A 12223-nucleotide genomic window follows, 5' to 3' on the forward strand; every position below is an offset into this window, starting at 1 on the left:
AAAGCCCCAATCCTCCGATCCAGGCGGTGGTAACAGGACTGGGGAAAAATATGGTTAACTGCGTAGTACGAAACTGGGACGGGCAAGAAACCGGGCAGCAAGTCAGCCTGGAGTTGAAGGTAGCAAAAGAAGAAAACGCGGCACATATTGTCCACCGGGCATTAGTCCGCCAAATGACCAATGCACGCCAGGGAAATGCCAGCACCAAAACTCGCTCGGAAGTTAGAGGTGGGGGTCGCAAACCTTGGCGGCAAAAAGGAACGGGACGCGCCCGTGCCGGGTCGATTCGTTCGCCATTATGGCGGGGCGGCGGCGTTATCTTTGGGCCAAAACCGAGAGAGTTTAATATCAAAATGAACCGCAAGGAACGGCGGTTAGCATTGAGGACGGCGCTGATTAGCCGAGAGGCAGATTTGATTGTGGTGGAGGAGTTTGGGGAAAAGCTGCCTCGCCCAAAAACAAAAGAATTGGCAAGTGCAATCGCGCGCTGGGGCGTAAAACCCGAGGCCAAAGTATTGTTAATCCTGCACGAGGCAAGCGAGACAGTATATTTGTCGGCTCGCAATATCGGCAATCTCAAAATGATACAAGCCACGCAGTTGAATGTGTTCGATCTGCTCAATGCCGACAAAATCGTCACCACAGCCGCTGCTATGGTAAAAATTCAGGAGGTCTACGGTGAATAAATTAGATCCGCGCACGCTGCCAGACTTGATCCGTCGCCCCATCTTGACCGAAAAAGCCACCATGCTCATGGAGCAAAACAAATACACGTTTGAAGTGGTGCCAAAGGCAAGTAAACCGCAAATTAAAGCGGCGATCGAGCAACTGTTTAAGGTAAAAGTTGTAGCGGTTAATACCCAAAACACCCCGCGGAAAAAGCGTCGGGTTGGTAAGTTCCTGGGGTACAAACCGCAATACAAAAAAGCGGTTGTCACCTTGGCAGAATCAGACGCAGAAACAATCAGAAAGGTCTTGTTCCCTGAAGTGTAATCAAGTTGAGATTTCTAATTTCAAATTCAAAATCTGAAATCTGAAATCTTGCAGCGAACGGCGTTTAATTAACCCATCGAAAAAGCAGACATTGTTATGGGCACACGTTCTTATCGACCCTATACGCCCAGTACGCGGCAGGCGGTCGTTTCCGACTTTAACGAAATTACCAAAAGCGAACCAGAAAAATCGCTTGTCAAATCAGTTCACCGCGCCAAAGGTCGCAACAACCGAGGCGTTATTACCAGCCGTCACCAAGGTGGCGGACACAAGCGCCTTTACCGCATCATCGATTTTCGCCGCGACAAGCACAACATCCCTGCCAAAGTAGCAGCGATCGAGTACGACCCCAACCGCAACGCTCGCATCGCCCTGCTTTTCTACAAAGATGGGGAAAAGCGCTATATTTTGCATCCCAATGGCTTGAAAGTCGGGACAACGATTATATCCGGCCCCGATGCTCCCATAGAAGACGGCAACGCCTTGCCCCTGGGCAACATTCCTTTGGGTACTCAGGTGCATAACGTGGAGTTAAAGATCGGTCGAGGCGGACAAATCGTTCGCGCTGCCGGTGCTAGCGCTCAGGTTGTCGCCAAAGAAGGCAACTACGTCACCCTCAGACTGCCCTCTGGGGAAGTCCGCATGATCCGCCGCGAGTGCTACGCCACCATCGGTCAAGTGGGCAACATCGACGCCAGAAACCTCAGTTCGGGTAAGGCGGGGCGGACTCGTTGGAAAGGACGTCGCCCCCACGTCAGAGGTAGCGTCATGAACCCAGTCGATCACCCCCACGGCGGTGGTGAAGGGTGCGCCCCCATCGGTAGAAGTGGCCCCGTCACGCCTTGGGGTAAGCCAACCTTGGGAGCCAAAACCCGTAAACCCAACAAACCAAGCAGTAAGTTGATCGTCCGCCGTCGTCGTAAAGCCTCCAAGCGGGGCCGTGGCGGTCGGGAATCCTAATAGATTTTAGATTTTGGATTGTAGAGTTTAAGACGAAAAACCGTTCAATCCAAAATCGAAAATCTAACCATTAAAAATCCACGCATCCTTGCATCCAAAATCCTATGGGTCGTTCTCTTAAAAAAGGGCCGTTCGTCGCCGATAGTCTGATGAGCAAAATTGAAAAATTGAATGCTCAAAGCAGAAAAGAAGTGATCAAAACTTGGTCGCGGGCTTCAACGGTATTGCCGCAAATGGTAGGTCACACCATCGCTATCCACAACGGTCGCACTCACGTGCCGATATTTATTTCGGAGCAGATGGTCGGACACAAATTGGGTGAGTTTGCCCCAACTCGCACCTTCCGGGGTCACGCCAAAGGCGATAAAAAAGCCCGTCGATAAAATGGCTAATGGCGTTCCCAGGCAGGAGCTGTGGGAACGAGGCTAATGGCTAATAGCCAGTCAGAAAAATTAGCAATTAGCAATTAGCAATTAGCAGAAGGAGAAATTTATGGCTACCGATACAACTGAAATTAAAGCGATCGCGCGCTACATCCGCATGTCCCCGTTTAAGGTGCGTCGCGTCCTCGACCAAATTCGTGGGCGTTCCTATCGGGAAGCGCTGATCGTTCTGGAATTTATGCCCTACCGGGCTTGCGAACCGATCCTCACCGTGCTGAGATCCGCAGTGGCTAACGCCGAGCATAACGCCGGGAAAGACCCAGCCAAACTGATCATCAGTCAAGCCTACGCCGATGGCGGGCCAAGCTTAAAGCGTTTCCGCCCCAGGGCGCAAGGTCGCGCTTATCAGATCCGCAAGCCAACTTGCCACATTACCATCGCCGTTGCTGAAGCGGAAGAATAATCAAAGGATTGCAAATTTTAGATTTCAGATTGCCATTAATTCCATCGAATCTAAAATCTAAAATCCAAAATCTAAAATTATATTGAGGACGCATTCGTGGGACAAAAAATTAATCCAGTCGGGTTTCGCCTGGGCATTACTCAAGAACACCAGTCTCGTTGGTTCGCCAGTCCAGATCGCTACCCCGAAATCTTGCAAGAAGACCACAAAATCCGCAATTACGTCGAAAAAAACCTGAGTAATGCCGGGATTGCCGCCGTGCGGATCGAGCGCAAAGCAGATCAAATCGACTTAGAAATTCGCACCGCTAGACCTGGGGTTGTTGTCGGTCGGGGCGGGACGGGGATTGAAACCCTGAGAACGGGACTGCAAGAAAAACTCGGCGGTCAACGCCAGATCCGGATTAACGTTGTAGAAGTGGCTCGCGTCGATGCAGATGCTGGCTTGATTGCCGAATACATCGCGCAACAACTAGAGCGCCGGGTTTCCTTCCGCCGCGTCGTCCGTCAGGCGATTCAACGCGCCCAGAGAGCAGGCGTACAGGGGATTAAAGTGCAAGTTTCCGGTCGGCTGAACGGGGCAGAAATCGCTCGCACCGAGTGGACGCGGGAAGGTCGGGTGCCGTTGCACACCTTACGGGCAGACATCGACTACGCTTACCGCACCGCCAAAACCATTTACGGTATTCTTGGCATCAAAGTTTGGATATTCAAGGGCGAAATCATTCCAGGACAGGAGGAAATCGCTCCAGCTGCGGCTCCCGGAACGCCTCGTCGTCGCTCTGGCAAACGGCGGCAGCAATTTGAAGACCGTTCTAATGAGGGATAGCTAATCGCTGATAGCTAACAGCTAAGGGTTACTAAAAAGTAGCAATTAGCAATTAGCAATGAGCAATTAGCAATGAGCAATTAGCGATGAGCAAATGACAAGCCATGTTAAGTCCTAAAAGAACTAAATTCCGCAAACAACAGCGCGGGCGCATGACCGGCTTAGCGACGCGAGGCAGTTCGCTCAACTTTGGCGAATATGGCCTGCAAGCTTTAGAACCAGCTTGGATTACCTCCCGTCAAATCGAAGCCAGCCGTCGTGCCATGACCCGCTATATCCGCCGGGGTGGCAAAATCTGGATCAGAATTTTCCCCGACAAACCCGTAACGATGCGCCCCGCAGAAACCCGGATGGGTTCTGGTAAAGGTTCGCCGGAATTCTGGGTGGCTGTGATTAAGCCAGGAAGGGTTTTGTTTGAAATTACGGGCGTGACTGAAGAAATCGCCCGCGAAGCTATGCGCTTGGCGGCGTTCAAGTTGCCAATCAAAACGAAGTTTATCATGCGCACTGAGGAGACTGTATAAGTTATGCCGCTCCCCAAAATCGAAGACGCCAGAAAATTGAGCGATGAGGAACTGGCGGAACAAATTCTCGCCGTCAAGCAGCAACTATTTCAACTGCGCTTGCAAAAGGCAACTCGCCAATTAGAAAAGCCGCATCAATTCAAACACGCCAAACACCGGCTAGCGCAGTTAATGACTGTAGAAGGCGAACGTAAAAGGGCTCAAGCCTCCTCCGCCCAAGAATCGGTTGCACAATCATAGGAATCGGTAGCGATGGCAGTTAAAGAACGAGTTGGCCTCGTGGTCAGCGACAAGATGAATAAAACCGTAGTGGTGGCAGTGGAAAACCGCGCTCCCCACCCCAAGTACGGGAAAATTATGGTCAATACAAAGCGGTATAAAGCTCACGACGAAGAAAATAAGTGCAAAGAGGGCGATCGCGTCCGCATCCAGGAAACCCGACCTCTGAGCAAAACCAAACGCTGGGTCGTAGCAGAAATTCTCAGTTCAACGGGTTCGTAGTAGGCACTTAAGTGCCTACTACTAGCCGAATTACCAATTACCACGCGCTATGATTCAACCTCAAACTTACCTCAACGTTGCAGACAATAGCGGCGCCCGAAGATTAATGTGTATCCGGGTCTTAGGAGCGGGTAACCGCCGCTACGGTTTTGTCGGCGATGTGATTATCGCTGTTGTTAAAGACGCCCTTCCTAATATGGCGGTGAAAAAGTCAGATGTGGTGAAGGCGGTCATCGTTCGCACTAAGAAAAATATCCGTCGCGATAGCGGTATGAGCATTCGCTTCGACGATAATGCGGCGGTCATTATCAACAACGATGGCAACCCCAGGGGAACCCGCGTTTTTGGCCCCGTGGCGCGGGAGTTGCGCGATAAATACACCAAAATTGTGTCCCTCGCTCCGGAGGTACTCTAATGGCAAATACTCGTAAGGGTTCTGATACCCCTAAACGGTACAAAATGCACGTCAAAAAAGGCGACACCGTTCAGGTTATTTCTGGCAAGGATAAAGGCAAGGTGGGTGAAATCCTCAGCGTTTATCCCAAGCTCAGCAAAGTAATCGTTAAAGGGGTGAACATCAAAACCAAGCACGTCAAACCAAAGCAGGAAGGGGAATCAGGTCGTATTGCTACGATGGAATTTCCTATCCATAGCTCGAACGTGATGCTTTATTCCACCAAGCAAAACGTTGCCAGTCGCGTTTGCTATACCTTTACCGAAGCTGGTAAAAAGGTGCGGATGCTGAAGAAGACTGGTGAAATTATCGACAAATAATTTCGGATTTTAGATTTGGATTGTAGGTTGAAAGAATATCTAAAATCTAAAATCTAAAATCTGAAATTAGCAACTACACAAGATCCCTGACCACGCCCAGGGGAGATAAAGATTAAAGATGACTCAACGACTCAAATCTCAGTATCAAGAAACGATTGTCCCGAAGCTGATGGATCAGTTCAAATACCAGAATATCCATCAAGTGCCGAAGCTGGTGAAGGTGACGATTAACCGAGGGTTAGGGGAAGCGGCGAATAATGCTAAGGCACTCGAATCGTCTTTGAGCGAAATTGCCACGATCGCAGGTCAAAAACCTGTGGTGACGAGGGCGAAAAAAGCGATCGCCAGCTTCAAAATTCGCCAAGGTATGCCTGTGGGCATCATGGTTACCCTGCGGGGCGATCGCATGTACGCCTTTCTAGACCGGCTGATTAACCTAGCCCTGCCCCGCATTCGCGACTTTCGCGGCATCAGCCCCAAAAGCTTCGACGGTCGCGGTAACTACAGCTTGGGCATCAGAGAGCAGTTGATTTTTCCCGAAATCGAATACGACAGAATTGACCAAATTCGCGGCATGGACATCTCCATCATCACAACTGCCAATACAGACGAAGAAGGCCGAGCCTTGCTGAAAGAAATGGGGATGCCTTTCCGGGATCAATAAGGAGAAAAAGATGGCGGTGAACGACACAATAGCAGATATGTTAACGCGCATTCGCAATGCGACTCAAGCGCGGCATCAAACAACTTTAATTCCATCTACTAAGATGACCCGCAGCATTGCTAAAGTCCTCAAAGATGAAGGCTTTATCACTGATTATTCTGAAGATGGAGAAGGAGTAAAGCGCAATTTGGTGGTGTCCTTAAAATACAAGGGAAAAAATCGCCAGCCGATTATCACGGCGCTGAAACGAGTCAGCAAGCCCGGTCTGCGCGTGTACTCGAATCGCAAGGAGTTACCGCGAGTCCTCGGCGGCATTGGCATCGCCATCATCTCCACTTCCAGCGGTATCATGACGGACCGGGAAGCCCGTCGTCAAGGTTTGGGAGGAGAAGTCCTCTGCTACGTTTGGTAATAGGTAATCGGGAATTTTAGATTTTAGATTTTAGATTTTAGATTAAATCTGCAATCTCAAATCTGCAATTACCAACTACCAATTACCAATTACCAATTACCAATTAGCAATTCAGGTGAGTTATGTCTCGGATTGGTAAGCGTCCGATCGCGGTTCCCGCGAAGGTAGAAGTGGCAATTGATGGTCAGAGTATTGCCGTTTCTGGACCCAAAGGCGAACTATCTAGAGTTTTGCCAGATGCGATCGCTCTGGAACAAGAAGGAGCAACCCTCAAGGTTTTGCGACGGAATGAGTCGCGCAGCGCCCGTCAACTCCACGGTCTGTGCCGCACCCTAGTTGCCAACATGGTCGAAGGGGTTGCGGCTGGTTTTACTAGGAAGCTGGAAATTCAAGGCGTTGGTTACCGGGCGCGGGTTGACGGTCGCAATCTCGTTTTAACTGTAGGTTACAGCCACGAAGTCCGGATCGAACCCCCCGCTGGTGTTCAAATGGCGGTGGAAAACAACACTAACGTCATCGTCAACGGCATTGACAAAGAAATAGTGGGGAACTTGGCGGCTAGAATTCGCGCCGTCCGTCCGCCAGAAGTCTATAAAGGCAAAGGCATTCGCTACGCCGGTGAATTTGTCAGACGTAAAGCTGGTAAGGCAGGTAAGAAGTAGTAATGAAACTAACACGCAAAGAATCAAGACAGCGGCGGCACGAACGCATCCGTCGCCGGGTCGATGGCACCCCAGAACGTCCTCGGTTGGCAGTCTTCCGTTCCAACGAGCATATTTATGCTCAGGTAATAGATGATACCAAGCAACATACCCTGGTGGCTGCCTCCACGTTGGAGCCAAACCTCAAATCCAGTTTATCCTCTGGGGCTAATATGTCTGCTGCTACTGAGGTAGGCAAGTTGGTGGCGCAGCGATCGCTAGAAGCTGGCATTACCAAGGTTGTATTTGACCGAGGTGGCAATCTTTACCACGGTCGGATCAAAGCCCTCGCCGATGCGGCTCGCGAAGCTGGACTAGACTTCTAATGTGGCTAATGGCTAATGGCTAATGGCTAATAAACCCAAGAAAATTAGCAATTAGCATTCTAATGTGGCTAATGGCTAATGGCTAATGGCTAATAAACCCAAGAAAATTAGCAATTAGCATTCTCATGTGGCTAATGGCTAATGGCTAATGGCTAATAAACCCAAGAAAATGAGCAATTAGCATTCTAATGTGGCTAATGGCTAATGGCTAATGGCTAATACCCCCAAGAAAATTAGCAATTAGCATTCTAATCTGGCTAATGGCTAATGGCTAATGGCTAATAAACCCAAGACAATTAGCAATTAGCAATTAGCAGTTAGCAATTACCAATTACTAAAGGACACACTATGGCAGAACAACGAGAACGTCGTAAAAAAGCCAGCAGCCGCACAAGGGAAAAAGAAACATCCTCCTGGCAAGAGCGAGTTATCCAAATTCGTCGGGTAAGCAAAGTCGTTAAAGGCGGTAAAAAACTCAGCTTCCGCGCTATTGTCGTCGTCGGTAACGAACGCGGACAAGTAGGCGTCGGTGTTGGTAAAGCCAGCGACGTAATCGGTGCGGTGAGAAAAGGCGTTGCCGACGGCAAAAAACACCTGGTTGATGTGCCGCTGACTAAGGCCAACTCGATTCCCCATCCAGCCAAAGGCACCGGCGGTGGCGCCTCGGTGATGATGCGACCCGCTGCCCCAGGTACGGGCGTAATTGCAGGCGGTGCCGTCCGCACGGTTTTAGAACTGGCTGGGGTGCGCAACATATTAGCCAAACAGTTGGGTTCAAATAACCCTCTCAATAACGCTAGAGCCACGATCAACGCCCTAGAAACCCTGAGAACCTTTGCTGATGTTGCCAGCGATCGCGGTATCCCCATCGAAAATCTCTATGCTCAGCCAGCAGTTAGCCGCCAACAATCGTAACTGATGTGGGCGGGTTGATTTAATCTGCACGATACAACTGACAACTGACAAAGGACAAAAATATGAGACTAAACGATGCCGTGCCAAAGGCTGGCTCTAAAAAACGCCCCCGCCGACTAGGTAGGGGAGTTTCCGCCGGACAAGGCGCCAGCGCCGGTAAAGGGATGCGCGGTCAAAAAGCTCGTTCCGGTGGCAGTACTCGACCCGGTTTTGAAGGTGGTCAACAGCCCCTATACAAGCGCATCCCCAAGTTAAAGCACTTTACTGTCATTAATCGTCGCGAATACACTACGATCAATGTCAGTAAGCTGGCATCACTCCCTGCTAATACAGAAGTAACCCTGGACTCTTTGATCGCAGCTGGCATTGTCACAACCAATGACGGACCGCTGAAAATTTTGGGAGATGGAGAACTCTCTGTACCCCTAAACATAAAAGCAGCAGCATTTACCGCAGGCGCTCGCAGCAAAATTGAAGCGGCTGGCGGAACTTGCGAAATCATCGAGAAGGCTAAGGGTTAGGGCTTTTTGTGCTGCAGATAGTGGCCCAGATCGCGTAGAGGTCCCTTTTATATGGTTAGTCAAAATAAAGCCCCAACAGCTCAGGAAACCTTTATGCAGATGGCTCAAGCAGCTGGACTGAGAAGTCGGCTGCTTGTCACCATTGGGCTGCTCGTTTTGGTACGCCTGGGCGTTTTCCTGCCAATGCCAGGAATTGATCGAGCTGCCTTTGCTGCAAGCCTGCAAAATAATCCGTTAATTGGATTTTTGGACATTTTCACCGGCGGCTTCCTCACCTTGGGCATTTTTGCTCTGGGAATTTTGCCCTACATTAATGCTTCGATTATCGTCCAACTGCTGACACAAGCCATCCCCAGTTTAGAAAACTTACAGAAAAATGAGGGCGAAGCCGGACGCCGGAAGATTTCTCAGATTACCCGCTATGTGGCTTTGGGATGGGGGTTGCTTCAAAGTACATTCATTTCCGCTCGCTTAATTGCCCCCTACGCACAAGATCCGGGATTTTTGTTCGTCGTCAAGACAACATTGGCGCTGACGGCAGGGTCGATGTTTGTGATGTGGGTGTCGGAATTGATTACCGAACGGGGTGTCGGTAACGGAGCATCGTTGTTGATTTTCCTCAACATTGTGTCGGCTTTACCTAAATCTTTGGGCGACACGATCAAGTTGGCTGAAAGTGGTGGCAGGGAACAGGTGGGTAAAATCATCATCCTGCTGGTCGTGTTCCTGGTGACAATTGTTGGCATCGTTTTCGTCCAAGAAGGCGCTCGCCGCATCCCGATTATTTCGGCACGTCGGCAGGTGGGACGGAAGGTTTTTCTGGAAAAAAATAGCTATTTACCTTTGCGGTTAAATCAAGGCGGCGTAATGCCGATTATTTTTGCTTCGGCTGTCTTGATTATTCCCACGTCTCTGGCTCAGGTATTTCCCAATCCAACTGTGATTCAAATTGCCAATTTATTGGCTCCGGGAACTGCTGTTCACGTCGCGTTTTATCTGCTGTTTATCGTCTTTTTCAGTTATTTCTACGCCTCTTTGATCGTTAACCCGGTAGATTTGGCACAAAATCTGAAAAAGATGGGTTCTAGCATTCCCGGTATTCGTCCCGGTCGCACCACCAGCGAGTATGTAGAGCGGGTGTTGAATCGCTTGACCTTCTTGGGAGCAATCTTTTTGGGAGCAGTGGCTATCATACCTACTGCTGTTGAAAGCGCCACTAATATCAGAACCTTTCAAGGGATAGGGGCAACTTCTCTATTGATTTTAGTTGGTGTGGCCATTGATACAGCAAAACAAATTCAAACATACGTGATTTCCCAGCGATACGAAGGAATGGTGAAACAAGAGTGACGCGATTGATTTTTTTGGGGCCGCCAGGAGCAGGAAAAGGAACTCAAGCCAAGATTTTAGCCGAAATTTGCCAAATTCCTCATATTTCGACCGGGGATATTTTACGCAATGAGGTAGCAAAAGGCACGCCTTTGGGTCAAAAAGCCAAGTCGTACCAGGAAAAAGGCGAGTTGGTTCCGGATAGCTTGATTTTAGATATGATGCGCGATCGCCTGTCTCAAAGCGATGCCGCCCAAGGTTGGATACTCGATGGCTTTCCTCGGAATTGTACTCAAGCGGGTTTTTTGGAAGCTTTGCTGTTGGATATGCATCAAGAATGCGATCGCGTCCTCAGTCTGGAAGTGCCAGATGAAGTTTTGATCGCCCGCCTGTTGGGACGCGCCAAAAAAGAAGGCCGTGCCGATGATACCGAAGAAGTGATTCGCCGTCGTCTAGAAGTCTATCGCGAACAAACCGAACCCCTGATCGATTTTTATCGCCAGCGAATGAAGCTTACCGCTGTCAATGGCGATCGCTCAATGTCGGAAGTCACCGAACAACTCAAAGACGCCATCGATCTATAAACTCAACTTGCCCGGTGGATTATCCTTGCCCCGATTGCAAAATAATTCCATCCGATGGTTGAAATCGGGTAAAAGTCAAGAGCCGTTTCACCCTTTTTGTCGCACAATTTGATAAAATCTGTTAAGGGTGTCTGAGCTTTGATTCAGATGCCTTTTAACAGGCTGGGGTGAAAAACCAATAACCCTGGCAAGCACGACCCACCGAGTTGAGGAAAAAATACATTGTCTAAACAAGATTTGATTGAAATGGAAGGCACGGTAACAGAATCCCTACCGAATGCCATGTTTCGCGTAGACCTGGATAACGGCTTCAACGTCTTAGCCCATATTTCCGGCAAGATCCGGCGGAATTACATCAAAATATTACCGGGCGATCGCGTCAAAGTCGAGCTGACCCCCTACGACCTGAGCAAAGGCAGAATTACTTACCGCCTGCGTAAGAAATAAGCCCGCACGAAACATTTCTAAAGAAGACATAAACTTCCGATTCGTGCTACCTTTTTAGCTTACAAAAAAAACTAAAAATGATATAATGTTTAGTTTGTAGCGCAGCCCAGTAGGCATGAAAGTTCGAGCATCTGTCAAGAAAATTTGTGAAAAATGCCGCGTAATTCGGCGGCGCGGTCGAGTGATGGTGATCTGTTCTAACCCAAAGCACAAGCAACGCCAAGGGTAGAAGGTCGAGTAACTGTACTGTAATGTACTGTTGTATACCCGCGTAAATTCAGCTATTTTCTAGCATGAGAAATGGTACGTGGGGAATCCACGAACGCCCAAAACAATGTCAGGACATATCACCACGCCGTTGTGGCAACAGTGGTGAGAGCAACAGGAACCTTAGAAATAAGGATATTAAGGCTGTGAGGTCTTAATAATCCCCGTAGCAATAGGCGCGGGGAGTGTAAATAGAAACAAAGGCAAAATAAGGGAGAAAAAAGCGTGGCAAGGATTGCCGGTGTAGACCTTCCGCGCGATAAGCGCGTCGAAATAGGTCTGACATACATTTACGGAATTGGGCTATCCCGGTCTAAAGAAATTTTAGCGACAACGGGCATAAATCCAGACACCCGCGTCAAGGATCTATCAGATGCCGAAGTCGCTGCTTTGAGAACGACCGTAGAAAACGACTATCAAGTTGAAGGCGACTTGAGACGTTGGGAAGCGATGAATATCAAGCGCCTGATCGACATCGGCACTTACCGGGGACGGCGTCATCGCTTGGGCTTACCCGTTCGAGGTCAAAGAACCCGTACCAACGCCAGAACCCGTCGGGGTAGAAGGCAAACCGTTGCAGGCAAGAAAAAGCCAGCAGCTAAGAAATAACCGTAAGATTTTCGCCTGGAAT

At 49.4% G+C, this 12223-nt stretch carries 22 protein-coding genes; all 22 read left to right on the forward strand.

Annotated elements, in window-relative coordinates:
• The first annotated feature begins 50 nt into the window (after positions 1-50).
• The 22 genes from rplD (at position 51) to rpsM (ending at position 12201) form a co-directional block, all read left to right on the forward strand.
• Positions 51-686, forward strand: a complete 636-nt coding sequence (gene rplD, locus ACE1CM_RS04860) for a 50S ribosomal protein L4 (RefSeq protein ID WP_374876282.1) — start codon at positions 51-53, stop codon at positions 684-686.
• On the forward strand, positions 679-993 hold the full coding sequence (locus ACE1CM_RS04865) for a 50S ribosomal protein L23 (RefSeq protein ID WP_374876283.1): 315 nt from the start codon (positions 679-681) through the stop codon (positions 991-993). The genes rplD and ACE1CM_RS04865 overlap by 8 nt, the downstream gene beginning before the upstream one ends.
• Positions 994-1089: 96 nt before the next feature.
• Complete coding sequence (rplB, locus tag ACE1CM_RS04870) at positions 1090-1953, forward strand: 50S ribosomal protein L2 (RefSeq protein WP_374876284.1); 864 nt, start codon at positions 1090-1092, stop codon at positions 1951-1953.
• A gap of 104 nt (positions 1954-2057) precedes the next feature.
• Positions 2058-2336: a 30S ribosomal protein S19 gene (rpsS, locus tag ACE1CM_RS04875; RefSeq protein WP_226591235.1), complete on the forward strand. Its 279-nt coding sequence runs from the start codon at positions 2058-2060 to the stop codon at positions 2334-2336.
• Between the two features lie 109 nt (positions 2337-2445).
• On the forward strand, positions 2446-2799 hold the full coding sequence (rplV, locus tag ACE1CM_RS04880) for a 50S ribosomal protein L22 (RefSeq protein WP_374876285.1): 354 nt from the start codon (positions 2446-2448) through the stop codon (positions 2797-2799).
• A gap of 96 nt (positions 2800-2895) precedes the next feature.
• The gene (rpsC, locus tag ACE1CM_RS04885; protein WP_374876286.1) at positions 2896-3627 is read left to right on the forward strand and encodes a 30S ribosomal protein S3; all 732 of its coding nucleotides are present in this window, start codon (positions 2896-2898) and stop codon (positions 3625-3627) included.
• Between the two features lie 104 nt (positions 3628-3731).
• Positions 3732-4151, forward strand: a complete 420-nt coding sequence (gene rplP, locus ACE1CM_RS04890) for a 50S ribosomal protein L16 (RefSeq protein WP_374876287.1) — start codon at positions 3732-3734, stop codon at positions 4149-4151.
• 3 nt (positions 4152-4154) lie between these two features.
• Positions 4155-4391 carry a 50S ribosomal protein L29 gene (rpmC, locus tag ACE1CM_RS04895; RefSeq protein ID WP_374876288.1) on the forward strand — a complete coding sequence of 79 codons (237 nt, stop codon included), beginning with the start codon at positions 4155-4157 and terminating at the stop codon, positions 4389-4391.
• A gap of 12 nt (positions 4392-4403) precedes the next feature.
• Positions 4404-4652, forward strand: a complete 249-nt coding sequence (gene rpsQ, locus ACE1CM_RS04900) for a 30S ribosomal protein S17 (RefSeq protein WP_374876289.1) — start codon at positions 4404-4406, stop codon at positions 4650-4652.
• Between the two features lie 49 nt (positions 4653-4701).
• Positions 4702-5067, forward strand: a complete 366-nt coding sequence (gene rplN, locus ACE1CM_RS04905) for a 50S ribosomal protein L14 (protein WP_226591220.1) — start codon at positions 4702-4704, stop codon at positions 5065-5067.
• Positions 5067-5426: a 50S ribosomal protein L24 gene (gene rplX, locus ACE1CM_RS04910; RefSeq protein ID WP_374876290.1), complete on the forward strand. Its 360-nt coding sequence runs from the start codon at positions 5067-5069 to the stop codon at positions 5424-5426. The genes rplN and rplX overlap by 1 nt, the downstream gene beginning before the upstream one ends.
• Positions 5427-5544: 118 nt before the next feature.
• On the forward strand, positions 5545-6090 hold the full coding sequence (gene rplE, locus ACE1CM_RS04915) for a 50S ribosomal protein L5 (protein WP_374876291.1): 546 nt from the start codon (positions 5545-5547) through the stop codon (positions 6088-6090).
• 10 nt (positions 6091-6100) lie between these two features.
• Entirely contained in the window at positions 6101-6502 is a 402-nt protein-coding gene (gene rpsH / locus ACE1CM_RS04920; RefSeq protein WP_374876292.1) for a 30S ribosomal protein S8, read from the forward strand.
• A gap of 122 nt (positions 6503-6624) precedes the next feature.
• Positions 6625-7164, forward strand: coding sequence for a 50S ribosomal protein L6 (rplF, locus tag ACE1CM_RS04925; protein WP_374876293.1), 540 nt, complete (start codon positions 6625-6627; stop codon positions 7162-7164).
• A 2-nt stretch (positions 7165-7166) separates the two neighbouring features.
• Positions 7167-7529, forward strand: a complete 363-nt coding sequence (gene rplR, locus ACE1CM_RS04930) for a 50S ribosomal protein L18 (RefSeq protein WP_374876294.1) — start codon at positions 7167-7169, stop codon at positions 7527-7529.
• 348 nt (positions 7530-7877) lie between these two features.
• The gene (gene rpsE / locus ACE1CM_RS04935) at positions 7878-8444 is read left to right on the forward strand and encodes a 30S ribosomal protein S5 (protein ID WP_374876295.1); all 567 of its coding nucleotides are present in this window, start codon (positions 7878-7880) and stop codon (positions 8442-8444) included.
• 62 nt (positions 8445-8506) lie between these two features.
• A complete protein-coding gene (rplO, locus tag ACE1CM_RS04940) occupies positions 8507-8965 on the forward strand; it encodes a 50S ribosomal protein L15 (protein ID WP_374876296.1) in 459 nt (152 codons plus the stop codon).
• 51 nt (positions 8966-9016) lie between these two features.
• Positions 9017-10315, forward strand: a complete 1299-nt coding sequence (gene secY / locus ACE1CM_RS04945) for a preprotein translocase subunit SecY (RefSeq protein ID WP_374876297.1) — start codon at positions 9017-9019, stop codon at positions 10313-10315.
• Positions 10312-10878, forward strand: a complete 567-nt coding sequence (locus ACE1CM_RS04950; protein ID WP_226585455.1) for an adenylate kinase — start codon at positions 10312-10314, stop codon at positions 10876-10878. The genes secY and ACE1CM_RS04950 overlap by 4 nt, the downstream gene beginning before the upstream one ends.
• 222 nt (positions 10879-11100) lie before the next feature.
• The gene (infA, locus tag ACE1CM_RS04955) at positions 11101-11325 is read left to right on the forward strand and encodes a translation initiation factor IF-1 (RefSeq protein WP_006196724.1); all 225 of its coding nucleotides are present in this window, start codon (positions 11101-11103) and stop codon (positions 11323-11325) included.
• Positions 11326-11440: 115 nt separating this feature from the next.
• Complete coding sequence (gene rpmJ / locus ACE1CM_RS04960; protein WP_006618079.1) at positions 11441-11554, forward strand: 50S ribosomal protein L36; 114 nt, start codon at positions 11441-11443, stop codon at positions 11552-11554.
• Between the two features lie 263 nt (positions 11555-11817).
• Positions 11818-12201 carry a 30S ribosomal protein S13 gene (rpsM, locus tag ACE1CM_RS04965; protein WP_374876298.1) on the forward strand — a complete coding sequence of 128 codons (384 nt, stop codon included), beginning with the start codon at positions 11818-11820 and terminating at the stop codon, positions 12199-12201.
• The last annotated feature ends 22 nt before the right edge of the window (positions 12202-12223 follow it).

The organism is Microseira sp. BLCC-F43 (assembly GCF_041929235.1).
Taxonomy (GTDB): Bacteria; Cyanobacteriota; Cyanobacteriia; order Cyanobacteriales; family Aerosakkonemataceae; genus Microseira.

What these genes read in the sequence shown, in the direction of transcription:
- rplD (WP_374876282.1), top strand. Translation starts at nt 51, where the DNA reads ATGGTTAACTGCGTAGTACGAAACTGGGACGGGCAAGAAACCGGGCAG.
- rplB (WP_374876284.1), top strand. Translation starts at nt 1,090, where the DNA reads ATGGGCACACGTTCTTATCGACCCTATACGCCCAGTACGCGGCAGGCG.
- rpsS (WP_226591235.1), top strand. Translation starts at nt 2,058, where the DNA reads ATGGGTCGTTCTCTTAAAAAAGGGCCGTTCGTCGCCGATAGTCTGATG.
- rplV (WP_374876285.1), top strand. Translation starts at nt 2,446, where the DNA reads ATGGCTACCGATACAACTGAAATTAAAGCGATCGCGCGCTACATCCGC.
- rplP (WP_374876287.1), top strand. Translation starts at nt 3,732, where the DNA reads ATGTTAAGTCCTAAAAGAACTAAATTCCGCAAACAACAGCGCGGGCGC.
- rpmC (WP_374876288.1), top strand. Translation starts at nt 4,155, where the DNA reads ATGCCGCTCCCCAAAATCGAAGACGCCAGAAAATTGAGCGATGAGGAA.
- rpsQ (WP_374876289.1), top strand. Translation starts at nt 4,404, where the DNA reads ATGGCAGTTAAAGAACGAGTTGGCCTCGTGGTCAGCGACAAGATGAAT.
- rplN (WP_226591220.1), top strand. Translation starts at nt 4,702, where the DNA reads ATGATTCAACCTCAAACTTACCTCAACGTTGCAGACAATAGCGGCGCC.
- rplX (WP_374876290.1), top strand. Translation starts at nt 5,067, where the DNA reads ATGGCAAATACTCGTAAGGGTTCTGATACCCCTAAACGGTACAAAATG.
- rplE (WP_374876291.1), top strand. Translation starts at nt 5,545, where the DNA reads ATGACTCAACGACTCAAATCTCAGTATCAAGAAACGATTGTCCCGAAG.
- rpsH (WP_374876292.1), top strand. Translation starts at nt 6,101, where the DNA reads ATGGCGGTGAACGACACAATAGCAGATATGTTAACGCGCATTCGCAAT.
- rplF (WP_374876293.1), top strand. Translation starts at nt 6,625, where the DNA reads ATGTCTCGGATTGGTAAGCGTCCGATCGCGGTTCCCGCGAAGGTAGAA.
- rplR (WP_374876294.1), top strand. Translation starts at nt 7,167, where the DNA reads ATGAAACTAACACGCAAAGAATCAAGACAGCGGCGGCACGAACGCATC.
- rpsE (WP_374876295.1), top strand. Translation starts at nt 7,878, where the DNA reads ATGGCAGAACAACGAGAACGTCGTAAAAAAGCCAGCAGCCGCACAAGG.
- rplO (WP_374876296.1), top strand. Translation starts at nt 8,507, where the DNA reads ATGAGACTAAACGATGCCGTGCCAAAGGCTGGCTCTAAAAAACGCCCC.
- secY (WP_374876297.1), top strand. Translation starts at nt 9,017, where the DNA reads ATGGTTAGTCAAAATAAAGCCCCAACAGCTCAGGAAACCTTTATGCAG.
- rpmJ (WP_006618079.1), top strand. Translation starts at nt 11,441, where the DNA reads ATGAAAGTTCGAGCATCTGTCAAGAAAATTTGTGAAAAATGCCGCGTA.